This window comes from Pseudomonas atagonensis, assembly GCF_011369485.1.
Taxonomy (GTDB): Bacteria; Pseudomonadota; Gammaproteobacteria; order Pseudomonadales; family Pseudomonadaceae; genus Aquipseudomonas; species Aquipseudomonas atagonensis.
The window spans coordinates 151672-166366 of the sequence record NZ_VXCA01000003.1 but is presented as its reverse complement, the minus strand read 5'-3'; the positions used below and the strand labels follow the sequence as shown (position 1 = coordinate 166366).

Genomic DNA, 14695 nt, shown 5'->3' with positions numbered 1-14695 from the left:
TGGGTTTCCTTCTTAGGCGGCGGGTTGCAGGCCGAACATCGCCAGTTGTTGAGTGCTGCCCTTGTGCTGAATCAGGCGCGGATCGTCGAGAGGGAAATCTCTGCCCAACTCGCTTTCGAGAATAGCCTGCAGCTTGTGATTATCGACCTGACCGTCCGGGCCAATCGCTTGCTTGAGTTTGGCCGGGTCGATCTGCGCGGTGTGGCCCGGTTCGAAATAGATCGCGCCGGTGGCGAAGTCGACGGCAAACGCAATCAGCCCCGGGATGATGTAGAACAGCAGGCCCACCGCATCAAGCACGGCAATCGCCGGGTCAATCTTGCCGTCAATCTGACCACGACGGTCGGGGTAGAAAATCGAACCGCACGCAGTGATTTGCGTGAGCAGGGTGGCGACCAGTACACCGCCGATCAGGCGAAAAGGTAAGCGCATGGAAAATCTCCTGAGTCATCTGATAACGAAGCTTCGTCTTGTGAAGTTAAGACCCTGACGAAGGCTTTGCAGTTCGCCGTTATACTCGGCCCTCTGTTTGGGAGCCAGCATGAATTCTTTGCCGATCGACGACGTTTTACCCGCCCTGCGTGAAGCCTTGGCGACACGCCACGAAGCCGTGCTCGAAGCACCGCCCGGCGCCGGTAAAACCACCCGCGTGCCGTTGGCCTTGCTTAATGAAGCATGGCTCGACGGGCAGACCATTCTGATGCTCGAACCGCGGCGTCTTGCTGCACGTGCTGCTGCCGAACGACTGGCCAGCGAGCTGGGCGAGAAGGTCGGCGAAACCGTCGGTTATCGTATCCGTCTCGACAGCAAGGTTGGCCCCGACACCCGTATCGAAGTGGTCACCGAAGGCATTCTCACTCGCCGTTTGCAGGATGATCCGGCGCTGGAAGGCGTGGGCCTGCTGATCTTCGACGAATTTCACGAACGCAGCCTAGATGCCGATCTGGCCCTGGCCCTGAGTCTGAACGGTCGCGAGCTGTTTCGAGCTGAACAGCCGCTGAAGATTTTGCTGATGTCCGCCACCCTTGAGGGCGAACGTCTGGCCGGGTTGCTCGATGACGCACCGATCCTGCGCAGCGAAGGTCGCATGTATCCGGTAACGATGCGCTGGGGCCGCCCTTTCCAGCCCGGCGAATACATTGATCAGCGCGTCACGCAAACCGTGCTTGAAGCGCTGCTCGACGAAACCGGCAGCCTCTTGGTCTTTCTGCCGGGACAGGCGGAAATTCGTCGCGTTCATCAACAATTGGCCGACGCCATTGGCGAGCGCAGTGACGTGTTGCTCTGCCCGTTGCACGGTGAACTCGAGCTCAACGCGCAGCGCGCCGCCATTGATCCCGCTCCGGCCGGTCAGCGCAAAGTGGTGCTGGCGACCAACATCGCCGAGACCAGCCTGACCATCAACGGTGTGCGCGTCGTCATCGACGCCGGGTTGGCGCGGGTGCCGCGTTTCGATCCTGGCAGTGGCATGACGCGCCTCGATACCCAGCGGATTTCCAGGGCCAGCGCCACCCAACGAGCCGGTCGGGCAGGGCGTCTGGAACCGGGCGTCTGTTATCGCTTGTGGTCGCAGGATCAGCACGAACAACTCGCCGCTTATGGCAGCGCGGAAATTCTCTCGGCGGATCTGGCCAGCCTCGCCCTGCAACTCGGGCGTTGGGGTGTGACGCCGGGCGAACTGGTCTGGCTGGATGTTCCGCCCGCAGCGGCTTACGCGCAGGCGCAGGATTTGCTGCAACGGCTTGGCGCACTGGAAGGCGAAGCGCTGACCCCGCACGGTCAGGCCATGGCCGAATTGGCGGCGCATCCGCGTATCGGTCATTTGCTGCTGCGCGGTCAGGCGCTGGGTCTGGCCAACATGGCGTGCGACGTGGCTGCGTTGCTCGGCGAGCGCGATATTCAGCGCGGCGCCGGGGCGGATTTGCACAGTCGCCTGGTGCTGCTCTCCGGCGAAGAACGCGCCGCCCGTGGCGCGCAGGGCGGTGTGCAGCGCGCCCGGCAACTGGCGCGGCAATATCGCGGCTATTTGCGCGGCAAGGCCAACGAGCCGGTCAGCGACCCCGAGCACCCGCGCTGGCTCGGCGCGTTGCTGGCGCTGGCCTACCCGGATCGCGTTGCCCAGCAGCGGCGTGCCGGTGGGGCCGAATATCGACTGGCCAACGGCCGCGCCGCGCTGTTCGCCGAAGCCGACAGCCTGATGAAAGAGCCGTGGATTGTTATCGCAGACCTCGGCAGCCGTCACGGCCAGCGTGAAGAACGGATTTATCTGGCGGCGGATTTCGATCCGGCGCTGTTTGATTCCGTGCTCGCCGAGCAGGTGCAAAACGTCGATCAACTTGACTGGGACGAGCGCGAAGGCGTGCTGCGCGCCGAGCGTCAGCGCAAGGTCGGCGAGCTGATTCTCAGCCGTGAACCGCTGACCGGTCTCGACGAGGCGGCGCGCAGTCAGGCGCTGGTCAATCTGGTGCGGCGCAAAGGTCTGGAGCTGCTGCCGTGGACGCCGGAACTGCGCCAGTGGCAGGCGCGGGTGGCGCTGTTGCGGCAGCTGGATTTGAACGCGCAAACCGAAAGCCAATGGCCGGACGTCAGCGACGCGACCTTGCTGCAAACCCTCGAAGATTGGCTGCTGCCGTATCTGGGCAAGGTCTCGCGGCTCAGTCATTTCGCCAATCTGGATCTGTCGAGCATCGTCCGCAATCTGCTGCCTTGGCCGCTGCCGCAAAAGCTCGATGAGCTGGCGCCGCATCATCTGAGCGTGCCGTCGGGGTCGTCGATTCGTCTGGATTACAGCGAGTTTCCACCGATCCTCGCGGTGCGTTTGCAGGAGTTGTTCGGCCTGGCCGAGACCCCGCGCATCGCGGGCGGCCGGCAAGTGGTCAAGCTGCACCTGTTATCGCCTGCGCGACGACCGGTGCAGGTGACGCAAGATCTGGCGAACTTCTGGCGCAGCACCTATGCCGAGGTGAAGAAGGATCTCAAGGGGCGTTATCCGAAGCATTACTGGCCAGATGATCCGCTGGTGGCCGAGGCCACCGCGCGAGCAAAACCACGGGGTACGTGAAGGGTTGGATCTGTCACATGAATAATGGTGCGACATCGATTTACTGTGGTTTCGTGGCATGACGGACTGTGATGATTGTTCTTAAGTGTGGCTCTTTGCGGTCAGTTGTTCGCGGCAATAATCGGCGAACAATTGCGCCGGTTTGGTCAGTTGCCCGCGCTTGAGCCAGGCGGCGACCAGGCCTGAGCCGGTGACGTCTTCGACGATGTCCACGCACACCACTTTCTGGCCGTCGTAGGTGCATTCTGAGTGGGGTCTGGTCACCAGTATCGAGAAACCGAACCCCTGTCCGACCATGCCGCGCACCATCTCGATCGAAGGCGAGCTGAACTCGATGCGCGGGGTCAGGCCCAGTTCTTCGAACAGGCTGACGAAGTAGGTTCGGCTCGGTTGCACATCGAGCAGAATCATTGGCTCCAGACACAGGTCGCGCAGCGAGACCTGTTTGTAGTGGGCGAAGCGGTGATCAGCCGGCAACAGTGCGTAAGGTCGTTGCGCCGGCATCAGCGGCTCGGTCTGAATCGTCGCGTCGAGTTCGTGCTCATACAGAATCGCCAGATCGAACGCCCCCGAGGTCAGGCCTTGCACCAGTTCCTGTTGTTCGCCGTCGCGGATGCGGATCTTCACGCCCGGGTACAGGGCGGAAAAACCGGCGATCAATTGCGGCAGGTACAACGGCGCGACAGTTTCGAAACAGCCGATATCGATCTGCCCGGCGACCACGTCGTTGTCGGCCAATGCGTTCTGTTCGAACTCCTTGGCCATGCGCAGCAGTTCCTGCGCCTTGCGCAAGAAGCGCGCGCCACTGGGGGTCAGCGACACTCCTTGGGCGTGATGACGGATCAGCAGTTGCACGGCGAAGCTGTCTTCCAGCGCCTTGATCGCGGTGGAGATCGCCGGCTGGGCGATGTAGAGCTTGCGTGAAGCCTCGGCAACGCTTCCGCATTCGACGGTGGTGATGAAGTATTTCAACTGACGCAAATTGTAAGCGGCCACGGCAAACCTCAGGACGAGCGGACTCGCCTTCAAAGCAATTTGTGCGCCGCCACGTCCATTGCGCGACGATGTTTTTATCCTTCAACCATAGCCACCTGCGCAGCGTTTGGGGGAAGTCGTTGCCCAGTGTTTTTATTGCCTGCGAAGACATTTTTACTATTTTTAGCCCGCGCAGGCCTGAGCGACCATCGATTGCACAATAAAGCCCAAGGAGCATCCGACGTGTTCGAGCTTGCAGAGTGGCAGCGCCAGGCCGTTGCATTGAAGTTCCCCGCTCAAGCCGTGATCGACGGCAAATATTGCGCGGCGCAATCGGGGCAGACCTTTGCCGCGATCAACCCCGCTACCGGCCAGTTGCTGGCCAACGTTGCCGCGTGCGGCGAGGCCGATGTCGAGGCGGCGGTGTGCAATGCCCGGCAGGTGTTCGAGGCCGGCACCTGGTCACAACGTGCCCCGGCCGAGCGCAAGCAAGTGTTGCTGCGTCTTGCTGATTTGCTGATGGCGCATCGCGAAGAACTGGCCCTGCTGGATTCGCTGAACATGGGCAAACCGGTGATGGATGCCTACAACATCGACGTGCCGGGCGCCGCTGGCGTGTTCCGCTGGTACGCCGAAAGCATCGACAAACTCTACGACCAGATCGCCCCCGCTGCGCCCAACGTGTTGGCAACGATTACCCGTGAAGCGCTGGGCGTGGTCGCCGCCGTGGTGCCGTGGAATTTCCCGCTGGACATGGCCGCGTGGAAACTCGCGCCGGCCCTTGCCGCTGGCAATTCAGTGATTCTTAAACCGGCCGAGCAGTCACCGTTTTCCGCATTGCGTCTGGCGGAGCTTGCGCTGGAGGCGGGCCTGCCGCCGGGTGTGCTGAACGTGCTGCCGGGACTCGGCGAGCAGGCCGGCAAGGCCTTGGGTTTGCACGCGGATGTCGATTGTCTGGTGTTCACCGGCTCGACGCAGGTCGGTAAATACTTCATGCAGTACGCGGCGCAATCCAACCTCAAACAGGTGTGGCTGGAGTGCGGCGGCAAAAGCGCCAATCTGGTCTTCGCCGATTGCCAGGATCTGGATCTGGCGGCGGAAAAAGCCGCGTTCGGCATCTTCTTCAATCAGGGCGAAGTCTGCTCGGCCAACTCGCGACTGCTGGTCGAGCGTTCGATCCATGATGAGTTCGTCGAGCGCCTCAAAGAGCAAGCCGGGCTTTGGCTGCCGGGCGATCCGCTGAACCCGCAAAGTCGCGCTGGTGCCATCGTCGATCAGCGGCAGACGGCGGGCATCATGCGCGCCATTCACCAGGCACAAGAGCAGGGGGCGACGCTGGTATGCGGCGGCCAGCAACGGCGCTTCAATGATTCGGACAATTTCATCGAACCGACGATTTTCTCCGGTGTGAACGCAGACATGGCGCTGTTTCGCGAAGAAGTCTTCGGGCCGGTGTTGGCGGTCGTGCCGTTCGACAGTGAAGAGGAGGCTGTGCGACTGGCCAATGACAGCGTTTACGGGCTGGCCGCGTCGCTGTGGACCGATGACCTCAACCGCGCACACCGCGTGGCGCGGCAATTGCGCGCTGGCACGGTGTCGGTCAATACCGTCGATGCGCTGGACGTCACCGTGCCGTTTGGCGGCGGCAAACAATCGGGGTTCGGGCGCGACCTCTCACTGCACTCGTTCGACAAATACACGCAGTTGAAAACCACCTGGTTTCAGTTGCGCTGAAACCGCGTCGCCCACTTCGCGAGCAAGCTCGCTCCCACAGGGGATCTACAGCGCGTTGCAGATCCAGTGTGGGAGCGAGCTTGCTCGCGAATGCGTTCGCCCATTCGAAAGAACTCTCCTGATATGCACTCACCTTGAGCAGCTCCGCCAATCCCGCTCTTTTACAGTGCGCACTAAGCAGTTTTTTCATTGTTCGCAGCCAACAATTTCCTGATTTTCCTCGCCGCGCACATGGGCCAACATCGATCTCGCCAGCCCCAGCCGTTCACGCCAGAGTCCAGCAGAGACCGCAGCGTGCATGCGCACCTTTGGCGCTGGCCGTACTGCCCATGACAAAACTAAATCAACAGCGTCGGGAGTGCTCCAATGATCAAGTCCTTGTGTCTCCGTCTCTCTCATCCTCTGGCTATCACCGCACTAGCGGCGACAGTCGCCACCAGCGCGCAGGCCGGCACCCTGTCCATCGGCCACACCACGTGGGTCGGTTACGGCACCCTCTATCTGGCTCAGGACCTGGGCTACTTCAAGGAAAACGGCCTGACCGTCGAATTGCCGGTGGTCGAAGAGGCCTCGATGTACATGGCCGCGCAGGCGTCCGGACAACTGTCCGGTTCGGCGTCGACCATCGATGAAGTGCTCAAGTACCGGCCTCAATTCTGTTTCAAGGCTGTCGCGGCGCTGGACGACAGCCATGGTGGCGACGGTGTTCTGGTCGGCAAGGATGTGAAGAGCCTGCAAGAGCTCAAGGGCAAATCCGTGGCGGTGAACGAAGGCTCGACCTCGCAGTTCTGGCTTTCGTATCTGCTGAAAAAGAACGGCATGAAGATGAGCGACATCACCGTGCAGAACATGACGGCTGACGATGCCGCCACTGCGTTCATTGCCGGTCGCGTGCCGGCGGCGGTGACCTGGGAGCCGCACCTGTCGATGGTGCGCGACAAGCAGCAGGGCAAGGTGCTGATCGACAGCAGCAGCACACCGGGGGTGATCGTCGATGTGGTGGCGCTCAATTGCAGCGTTATCGAGAAGCAGCCGGAGGACGTCAAGGCACTGGTCAGTGGTTTGTACAAAGCCGTGCAGTACACCAAGGATCATCCGGAAGACGCTTACAGAATCATGGCCAAGGGTGTCGGCGGCTATCTGTCCGATCCAAAGGAGCTGGCCGCTGCCGCGCAAGGTGTGCGCTTCTACGATCAGGCAATGAGCGAAAAACTGCTCGGCGCGCCGGGCAAACCGGGCGACAGCGCACCGCTGATCAAACTGGCCAATGAAACCGCCAGTGAATTGCAGGGCAAACCTTACAACGTCAGCAACGACGATCTGGTCGACAACCGTTTCGTCAGCCCGCTCTAGGAGGTTTGCAATGTTCAAGCGCAATTCGTGGCTGAGCCGCAGCCTCACGCCGAAAACCGCTCTGCCGGTACCCGTGGTGTGGAGCGCCAGCGGTCTGGCCTGGGTGTTGTTGGTCGGTCTGTGGGCCGGGTTGTCCTACGGCGGCATTGTGCCGGGCATGTTCCTGCCGACCCCGGGTGCGGTGGTTGAAGCCGCCGTGCGCCTGAGCCGCGACGGCACCCTCGGCACGCATGTGTGGGCCAGTGTCGAAGTGGTGATGGTCGGCTTTATTGTGTCGTCGCTGGTGGCGGTGCCGCTGGGTTTGCTGATGGGCAGCTTCCGCATCGTTCAGGCGTTTCTGGAGCCACTGGTTAACTTCATTCGTTATCTGCCGGTGACCTCGTTTGTGCCGCTGTTCATCCTGTGGATCGGCATCGGCCTGGAGCAGCGCGTGTCGGTGATTATCTTCGGCGTGTTCTTCCAGCAACTGGTGATGATTGCCGATGTGTCGAAAGGCATTTCCAAGGATTTGATCAACGCCTCCTACACCTTGGGCTCCAATCGCCGCGATGCGGTATTGCACGTGATCGCCCCGGCCTCGGTGCCGGGCGTGCTCGACACCTTGCGGGTGACCATGGGCTGGGCGTGGACGTATCTGGTGGTGGCCGAACTGGTCGCAGCGTCCAGTGGCCTCGGTTACTTGAGTCTGAAAGCCATGCGCGGTTTTCAGGTCGACGTGATTTTCCTCGCCATCGCGATCATCGGCCTGCTCGGTCTGGTGACTGATCAACTGTTCCGTTTTCTCCGCTTGAGGGTTGCCGCATGGGCTCAGTGACTGCTGCCAATCATCGTTTTATCGAACCTGTCGCAGCCCCGGCGCACGCCGCGCCACGCTTGCAGGTGGACAAGGTCAGCCTGCGCTACAAGAAGCCTGACGGCGGGACGTTTACCGCGCTGGAAGAGGTTTCGTTCGAGGTGCCGGATCAGCAGTTCGCCGTGCTGGTCGGGCCTTCGGGTTGCGGCAAGTCGAGCCTGTTGTACCTGACCGCCGGTCTGGCTGAGCCAACCTCTGGCGAGATCTACGTCGGCGGCCAGCAAGTGCAAGGCCCCGGCGCCGATCGCGGCATGGTGTTCCAGAGTTACACGCTGTTCCCGTGGCTGACCGTCCGGCAAAACGTCGAGTTCGGCCTCAAGCGTCGGGGCCTGCCGGCGGCGCGGCGCAAGGAGATTGTTGATTATTACGTCAACGAAGTCGGTCTCGCCGGGTTCGCCGACAACTACGCCAAACAGCTCTCGGGCGGCATGATGCAACGCGTGGCGATTGCCCGGGCGCTGGCCAATGATCCGCAGATTCTGCTGATGGACGAGCCATTTGGCGCGCTCGACAGCCAGACCCGTTTGCAGATGCAGCAGTTATTGCTACGGGTGTGGGGCAACAGCAAGAAAACCGTGTTGTTCGTTACCCACGACATCGACGAAGCGATCCTGCTGGGCGACCGGGTTTATGTGATGGGCGCGAAACCGGGGCGGATCAAACAGATCCTCGACGTGCCGATCGAACGCCCACGTTCGCTGGACATGGTCATGGAACGCCCATTCATCGACATGAAACGGCAGATCTTCGGGCTGCTGCACGACGACCTGGAAGAGGTGCATTGATCCGTAGATCTACTCGAAACCTGGGGGAGCAAGCCCGCTCCCACCAGGGCTTTGTGGTGTTGCTGGCTAAGGCGTGGCAGGGAGCAGGAACCGCGCAATCACTGGCAGGTGATCGGAGATGCGCAGCGTATCGTCCTGGCGCACCATCGCTTCGATCCGTTTGATTTTCGGGCTGTAGAACAGGTAATCGACCGTGCGATCCGGGCCATTCAGGCCGGGATCGTTGGGGTAGTGGGTCAGCCACTGCGCACGGTCGATGCCGCTGGCTTCGTTGTTGGTCGGGATCATCGGGTACTTGTCCCACAGCAGGTGCAGTTCGCTGTCGGCGGCGTAGGGCGTGCGTTGCTCGGCAGACAGACGCCGGTATTGGCCAAGGGGCAGCAGGTTGAAGTCGCCGCCGATCAGCCATGGCAAACCCTGGCTTTCATACTTGTCGAGGACTCTGGCGACGGCGCTCACCTGCGCCTGCAAGGTCGTATCCGGTTGGCGGGCGCGTTCCAGGTGCGTGTTGAACACGGTCAACTGCCCGCCATCGCTGAGCGGCAGTTTGGTCGCCAGCAGCGCATCCTTTGGCTGAAACTGACGGCTGATGAAATTCGCCGGGGCCACGGGCAATTGCAGGCGTTCGGCGTGTTCGATGCGGTAGCGGCTGAGTGTCGCCAGTTGCCGGCCGACGCTGCCGAAAATGTGCGGTTCGGGTACGAAGTCGGATTTCCAGTCGAAGGCACTGGCGCTGCACGGATACAGGTCGGCGACCCGTTCCTGCAGCAACTTGAGTTGATCCTGATAATCGCTGGCCTTTGCGCCGTCATCCAGTTCCTGCAGCAACACCACGTCGGGCTGCTCGTCGCGGATCACCCGTGCCACTTCGTCGAGGCTGAACGCCATGTCTTCCAGCGTCGGCGCTTCATCGTCGCCTCCGGCCAGATCATTCCAGAACACATACCGCTTGCCGGCCAGGTACTGCACGTTCCAGGTCATGACTTTCAGCGTTTGCCCGGGCACCAGCGTCGGTGCCGCGCCGCTGCAACTGACCGGCAGGGTTTCGCGTGCGTCGGGGCGCCAGGTCAGGCTGAAAATCAGCCCGCCGATCACGACGATGGCGAGCACAGCGAGTAACAGGGTGTAGCGCAGTAGACGGGTCATGGCTCGGCTTATAGCGTTACAGAAAGTGGCTGCGAGCATACCTGAGGGCAGACTCGAAGCCCAAGGGCTGCGCGGTCAGACCGTTCCGCCACGTTTGTCAGGCAATTCGCTGATCAGCATGAACAGGCGGAACAGCACCACGCTGGTGAACAACTGCAGGAAGCTGTGAGCACTGTCGATCAGCACGGCGATCACCGGGTTTTGCGGCTCGGGATAGACCGCCAGTGTCGCGCCCTTAAGCAGCCACAGCGGCGTCATCACGCAGAGAATGCACAACAGAATCCGCCAGAAATGCCCACGGGTCAGACGCAGGCTTTCCTTCATGGCCTGCAGTGGCCCCATGCCGCGCAGCACCAGCAGGTATTCGCCAAAGGCGAGCATCACCATCAACATCAGGCCCGGCAGGAAATACAGCGACAGCCCCAGCAGAATCAGCAAGGTGTTGAGTGCCGTGAGCAGGGCGAAGCGCGGCCACAGGGTGGCGGCCATGGCCAGCAGATCGCGGTTGCGCGGCGACTCGCCACGGCTGCGGGCATCGAGAAACAGAATCAGCGCGGCGGTGTACAGCGGATACACCAGCAGACCGACGATCACACTGGTGGCCGAGAAATTCTCCGGCCCGCTGGCATGATCGACCACTTGCTGCAAAAACGCTTCGAAGATCACCAGCGGCAGGCACAGCTGGACGATGCTGCCCAAATGGCGTTTGAAAAAATACAGAGAGTCGCGCAGCACTTCGAAGGCATTCATCAGTCGGTATCGCAGGTCGAAAACAGTGGCTCACTTTAACCGATGATGCGCGGGCCGACACAAACGTAAACATTCGGTAAAGGTCATTGAAACGTTTTGTCACCGCCTCCATTACGGACAAGTACCTTGTCCAGCGTGGGCGAGGGCAACGTTATCCCCGGCAATCTACGAGGTCGCCATGAACAGCGAAGAGCAAACCCTGATCGATGGACTGTTTTCCCGCCTGCAACAGGCCGAAACGGAGGCAGCCCCGCGTGACGCCCAGGCCGAAACGCGGATCAAGGAACACCTGACACGCCAGCCGGCGGCAGGTTATTTCATGACCCAGGCGATCCTGGTGCAAGAGGCAGCGCTCAAGAGCCTCGATGAACAGAACAAGCAATTGACCCAGCAAGTCCAGCGCCTGCAGGCCGAACTGCAATCGGCCAAGGGGCAGAGCGCAGCCCCTGCGTCGAGCGGTGGCGGCTTTTTGTCGAGCATCTTTGGCGGCAGCCCGCGCCCGGCACCGACCCAGAGTGCGGCTCCGGCGTCCACCGGTGGCTGGCGTGAACCGGCGTCGCAGCAGAACTTCGGTGCGCCCGCGCCACAACAGAACTTCGGTGCACCGCCGCCCAACTATGCGCAACAAGCTGCCCCGGCCGCCGGCAGCAGCTTCCTCGGTGGCGCATTGAAAACCGCCGCCGGTGTGGCGGGTGGGGTGATGCTGGCGCAGGGCATCAGCAGCCTGTTTCATCACAATCAGCAGCCGGAAGAAATCGTTGAAGTGATCAAGGAAGAGCCAGCGCAGGTGGCTGACCAGAGCAACAACGATTGGGGCAACGATCAGCGCATGGCCGGTAACGATACCTACGGCAATGATCAGGGCGGATTCACCGATACCGACTACAGCGATGACAACTCGTCGTTCTTCGATGACGACGATTCGTTCGTCTGACCCACATCTCTAAGTTCACGCTAACCCTGTGGCGAGGGGATTTATCCCCGTCGGGCAGCGGAGCGGCCCCGGTTTTCTGGGACTGCTGCGCAGTCCAACGGGGATAAATCCCCTCGCCACATTCACCACTCGTCAGCAGCACCTCGGCGCCTGCCGGTGATTATTCGCAGTACCTTCCTCTTGGCTGGCATACTGAGCGCCTTTTTCAGACTCCGCGTCTGATCCCGCTTCTGGCGCTTGCGCGCTCACAGGAACTCCGGTGAAAAAAATCGCAGTGTTCGCCGACGTGCAGAACCTCTACTACACCGTGCGTCAGGCCTATGGTTGCCACTTCAACTACGCCGCACTGTGGGCGGACATCGGCAAGGACGGGAAAATCGTCGAGGCCTACGCCTACGCCATCGACCGGGGCGACAGCAAGCAGCAGCAGTTCCAGCAGATCCTGCGCAACCTTGGCTTCACCGTGAAGCTCAAACCCTACATCCAGCGCAGCGACGGCTCGGCCAAGGGCGACTGGGACGTGGGCATCACCCTCGACATCATGGACGCCGCCGACCACGTCGACGAAATCGTCCTTGCCTCCGGTGATGGCGATTTCGACATGCTGCTCGAACGCATCATCAACAAACACGGCGTACAGGCAGTGGCTTACGGCGTGCCCGGCCTGACCGCCAACTCGCTGATCCGCGCCGCCAGCCGTTACGTGCCGATCGAAGGCGCGTTGCTGCTGAAGAACTGAGCAGTTACTGAAGAATTTGTACGGAGTTGAACCCGGTTTGGAACGCATTGCAGTCATCGACTTTGAAACCACCGGCCTGTCGCCGCACAGCAACTGCCGCGCCACGGAAATCGCCGTGGTCATGCTGGAAAACGGCCGCATCGTCGAGCGTTACCAGAGCCTGATGAACGCCGGCGTGCGCGTCCCGGCCTTCATCGAGCAACTGACCGGCATCAGCAACGCCATGCTGCGCACCGCGCCATCGGCCGAGAAAGTGATGGAAGAGGTCAACGAATTCGTCGGCTGCACGCCACTGGTTGCGCACAACGCCTCGTTCGACCAGAAGTTCTGGGATTTCGAGCTGGGCCGGATCAAACGCACGCGGTTGCAGAACTTTGCCTGTTCGTTGCTGCTGGCCCGCCGCTTGATGCCAGCCGCGCCGAACCACAAACTTGGCACCCTCACCACCTTCGCGCGCCTGCCGCACACCGGCCAGGCTCACCGGGCCATGGCCGACGCCGAGATGGCGGCCAATCTGATGGCGCATCTGGCCGATGAGCTGCGCAGCAAGCACGGCGTGCGGGAGCTATCGCACGACTTGCTGTGCAAATTGCAGAAAGTGCCCGCCGCAAAGGTCGGCGAGCACTTGCAGCGTTATCGCTGATCCCGCGCCCCACACAAAACCCTTGTAGGAGTGAGCCTGCTCGCGAAAGCGGACTGTCATACGAGATCATCGGTGACTGGCACACCGCTATCGCGAGCAGGCTCACTCCTACATTGGATCTGTTGTGATCCGGACTATTTGCCGTTCCCTTCGATGTGGCCGAGCGGCACACGCTTTTCGATGGCACTCGACAACACAATCGACGTCTTGCTGAACCCAAACTTCGCCACCCGATTAATCAGCTCTTCCAACTCGAGCATCGACCCCACCGCTGCCTTCATCATCACGCAAGGATCACCCGTCACCCGAAAGCATTCGGTGAGTTGCGGGATTTTCGTCAATTCGTCGTAGACCTTCTGACTGCCGTTCTGGTGCAGGCGCAGCTCGATCATGCACTGGATCGGCAAGCCGATTTTCGACAGGTCGATGTTCGCCTGATATCCGGTGATTACCCCGGATGCCTCAAGCTTGGCCACGCGCTCGGCGACGGCGGGGGCTGAGAGGTTCACTTTGCGCGCCAGATCGGCGTAGGACGCGCGACCGTTTTCAAGCAGGGCACTGAGCAGCATGCGGTCGTATTTGTCCAAGGCCGGACTCCTGAAAATGCCAGACTTTCGAAATCGTGGTTTATGCCGTCGATCTCCGTTTTTTCGAAAGTGTACCGGCACGATAAACAGGTTTTGTAACTTATTTTTGCCTGCGTGCCTTTCTAGAATAATCAATCTCCTGACTCTGACGTTCGAGCTGCCAATGCCTGCCTTGCGCCGTTTTTCCTTACCCCTGATCGCCGCGTTTTTTGCGTTGTATGTGATTTGGGGGTCGACCTATCTGGTGATTCGCATCGGTGTTGAGTACTGGCCGCCGTTGATGCTCGGTGGTGTGCGCTTCGTGATTGCGGGCACATTGATGTATGTCTTCTTGCGCTGGCGCGGGGCACCGGCACCGACCTGGGCCCAGTGGAAAGCGGCGGGGATCATCGGGATTTTGCTGCTCAGTTTCGGCAATGGTGCGGTGACGCTCGCTGAGCACAGCGGCGTGGCGTCGGGTGTCGCTGCGCTGGCGGTGGCGACGGTGCCGTTGTTCACCTTGCTCTGCGGTTATTTCTGGGGCGCGCGCAATACCCGTCTGGAATGGGCCGGGGTGGCGATGGGGATTATCGGCATCGCGATGCTGAACATGGGCTCCAACCTGCAATCGAGTCCGCTGGGCGCGGCGCTGTTGATTTTCGCGGCAGCGAGCTGGGCATTCGGCTCGGTGTGGAGCAAACATCTGCCGTTGCCCCAGGGCGCGATGGCCAGTGCCGTGGAAATGCTGGTCGGCGGCGTGGTGCTGTTGATCGGCAGCGCGGCGAGCGGTGAACACCTGCAGGCCATGCCGCCGCTGGAAGGCTGGCTGGCGCTGGTGTACCTGATTTTCTTCGGCTCGATCATCGCCTTCAACGCCTACATGTATCTGTTGAAAAACGTTCGTCCGGCGGCGGCCACCAGTTATGCCTATGTGAACCCGGCGGTGGCGGTATTGCTGGGGATCGTGTTTGTCGGTGAGACCATCGGGGTCGAAGAGGCGCTGGCGATGCTGGTAATCATTGGCGCGGTGGTGCTGATCGGGCTGCCGCAGTGGCGGCGCCCACGGCAGCTGCCGGTGGTCAGCGAGCCTGCTGCCATTGCGACGGAGCAGCGTGGGAATTAGGGTAAACTCCGCGTCATCGCATACTCGTTTTGC

General features: G+C 61.2%; 14 protein-coding genes. 9 read left to right on the top strand and 5 right to left on the bottom strand.

The genetic code is table 11. The features are described 5' to 3' along the window. Positions 1 to 12: 12 nt before the first annotated feature. Complete coding sequence (locus F2P67_RS01955; protein ID WP_016986146.1) at positions 13 to 432, bottom strand: hypothetical protein; 420 nt, start codon at positions 430 to 432, stop codon at positions 13 to 15. A 109-nt stretch (positions 433 to 541) separates the two neighbouring features. Here F2P67_RS01955 and hrpB point away from each other — a divergent pair, with 109 nt between their 5' ends. After that, positions 542 to 3061, top strand: a complete 2520-nt coding sequence (gene hrpB, locus F2P67_RS01950; RefSeq protein ID WP_166216695.1) for an ATP-dependent helicase HrpB — start codon at positions 542 to 544, stop codon at positions 3059 to 3061. 81 nt (positions 3062 to 3142) lie between these two features. Here the strand turns inward: hrpB and F2P67_RS01945 are convergent, their stop codons facing one another. Then, positions 3143 to 4057, bottom strand: a complete 915-nt coding sequence (locus F2P67_RS01945) for a LysR substrate-binding domain-containing protein (RefSeq protein ID WP_166216693.1) — start codon at positions 4055 to 4057, stop codon at positions 3143 to 3145. A 222-nt stretch (positions 4058 to 4279) separates the two neighbouring features. Here F2P67_RS01945 and F2P67_RS01940 point away from each other — a divergent pair, with 222 nt between their 5' ends. The 4 genes from F2P67_RS01940 to F2P67_RS01925 all read left to right on the top strand — a co-directional run bounded on the left by F2P67_RS01940 (position 4280) and on the right by F2P67_RS01925 (position 8761). Continuing rightward, a complete protein-coding gene (locus F2P67_RS01940) occupies positions 4280 to 5770 on the top strand; it encodes an aldehyde dehydrogenase family protein (protein WP_166216690.1) in 1491 nt (496 codons plus the stop codon). Between the two features lie 366 nt (positions 5771 to 6136). Next, positions 6137 to 7123, top strand: a complete 987-nt coding sequence (locus tag F2P67_RS01935; protein WP_166216687.1) for an ABC transporter substrate-binding protein — start codon at positions 6137 to 6139, stop codon at positions 7121 to 7123. Between the two features lie 10 nt (positions 7124 to 7133). Then, entirely contained in the window at positions 7134 to 7937 is an 804-nt protein-coding gene (locus F2P67_RS01930; protein WP_103303657.1) for an ABC transporter permease, read from the top strand. Next, complete coding sequence (locus F2P67_RS01925) at positions 7925 to 8761, top strand: ABC transporter ATP-binding protein (RefSeq protein WP_166216684.1); 837 nt, start codon at positions 7925 to 7927, stop codon at positions 8759 to 8761. The genes F2P67_RS01930 and F2P67_RS01925 overlap by 13 nt, the downstream gene beginning before the upstream one ends. Before the next feature lie 66 nt (positions 8762 to 8827). Here F2P67_RS01925 and F2P67_RS01920 read toward each other — a convergent pair whose 3' ends face one another. Continuing rightward, positions 8828 to 9907 (bottom strand): endonuclease/exonuclease/phosphatase family protein, encoded by a 1080-nt coding sequence (locus F2P67_RS01920; protein ID WP_166216681.1) that lies wholly within the window; start codon positions 9905 to 9907, stop codon positions 8828 to 8830. Between the two features lie 75 nt (positions 9908 to 9982). After that, positions 9983 to 10657: a YciC family protein gene (locus F2P67_RS01915; RefSeq protein WP_166216678.1), complete on the bottom strand. Its 675-nt coding sequence runs from the start codon at positions 10655 to 10657 to the stop codon at positions 9983 to 9985. 178 nt (positions 10658 to 10835) lie between these two features. On the opposite strand from F2P67_RS01915, the gene F2P67_RS01910 reads away from it, so the two are divergent. The 3 genes from F2P67_RS01910 to F2P67_RS01900 all read left to right on the top strand — a co-directional run bounded on the left by F2P67_RS01910 (position 10836) and on the right by F2P67_RS01900 (position 12973). Next, the gene (locus F2P67_RS01910) at positions 10836 to 11591 is read left to right on the top strand and encodes a DUF2076 domain-containing protein (protein WP_166216676.1); all 756 of its coding nucleotides are present in this window, start codon (positions 10836 to 10838) and stop codon (positions 11589 to 11591) included. Between the two features lie 259 nt (positions 11592 to 11850). Further along, positions 11851 to 12330, top strand: a complete 480-nt coding sequence (locus F2P67_RS01905) for an NYN domain-containing protein (protein WP_166216673.1) — start codon at positions 11851 to 11853, stop codon at positions 12328 to 12330. Positions 12331 to 12367: 37 nt separating this feature from the next. Further along, positions 12368 to 12973: a 3'-5' exonuclease gene (locus F2P67_RS01900; protein ID WP_166216670.1), complete on the top strand. Its 606-nt coding sequence runs from the start codon at positions 12368 to 12370 to the stop codon at positions 12971 to 12973. A gap of 134 nt (positions 12974 to 13107) precedes the next feature. On the opposite strand, the gene F2P67_RS01895 is transcribed toward F2P67_RS01900, so the two are convergent. Beyond that, positions 13108 to 13560, bottom strand: coding sequence for an Lrp/AsnC family transcriptional regulator (locus F2P67_RS01895; protein WP_166216667.1), 453 nt, complete (start codon positions 13558 to 13560; stop codon positions 13108 to 13110). Positions 13561 to 13723: 163 nt separating this feature from the next. On the opposite strand from F2P67_RS01895, the gene yedA reads away from it, so the two are divergent. Continuing rightward, on the top strand, positions 13724 to 14662 hold the full coding sequence (gene yedA / locus F2P67_RS01890; protein WP_166216664.1) for a drug/metabolite exporter YedA: 939 nt from the start codon (positions 13724 to 13726) through the stop codon (positions 14660 to 14662). Positions 14663 to 14695: the final 33 nt, after the last annotated feature.

What these genes read in the sequence shown, in the direction of transcription:
- F2P67_RS01955 (WP_016986146.1), bottom strand. Translation starts at nt 432, where the DNA reads ATGCGCTTACCTTTTCGCCTGATCGGCGGTGTACTGGTCGCCACCCTG.
- hrpB (WP_166216695.1), top strand. Translation starts at nt 542, where the DNA reads ATGAATTCTTTGCCGATCGACGACGTTTTACCCGCCCTGCGTGAAGCC.
- F2P67_RS01935 (WP_166216687.1), top strand. Translation starts at nt 6,137, where the DNA reads ATGATCAAGTCCTTGTGTCTCCGTCTCTCTCATCCTCTGGCTATCACC.
- F2P67_RS01930 (WP_103303657.1), top strand. Translation starts at nt 7,134, where the DNA reads ATGTTCAAGCGCAATTCGTGGCTGAGCCGCAGCCTCACGCCGAAAACC.
- F2P67_RS01925 (WP_166216684.1), top strand. Translation starts at nt 7,925, where the DNA reads ATGGGCTCAGTGACTGCTGCCAATCATCGTTTTATCGAACCTGTCGCA.
- F2P67_RS01920 (WP_166216681.1), bottom strand. Translation starts at nt 9,907, where the DNA reads ATGACCCGTCTACTGCGCTACACCCTGTTACTCGCTGTGCTCGCCATC.
- F2P67_RS01915 (WP_166216678.1), bottom strand. Translation starts at nt 10,657, where the DNA reads ATGAATGCCTTCGAAGTGCTGCGCGACTCTCTGTATTTTTTCAAACGC.
- F2P67_RS01910 (WP_166216676.1), top strand. Translation starts at nt 10,836, where the DNA reads ATGAACAGCGAAGAGCAAACCCTGATCGATGGACTGTTTTCCCGCCTG.
- yedA (WP_166216664.1), top strand. Translation starts at nt 13,724, where the DNA reads ATGCCTGCCTTGCGCCGTTTTTCCTTACCCCTGATCGCCGCGTTTTTT.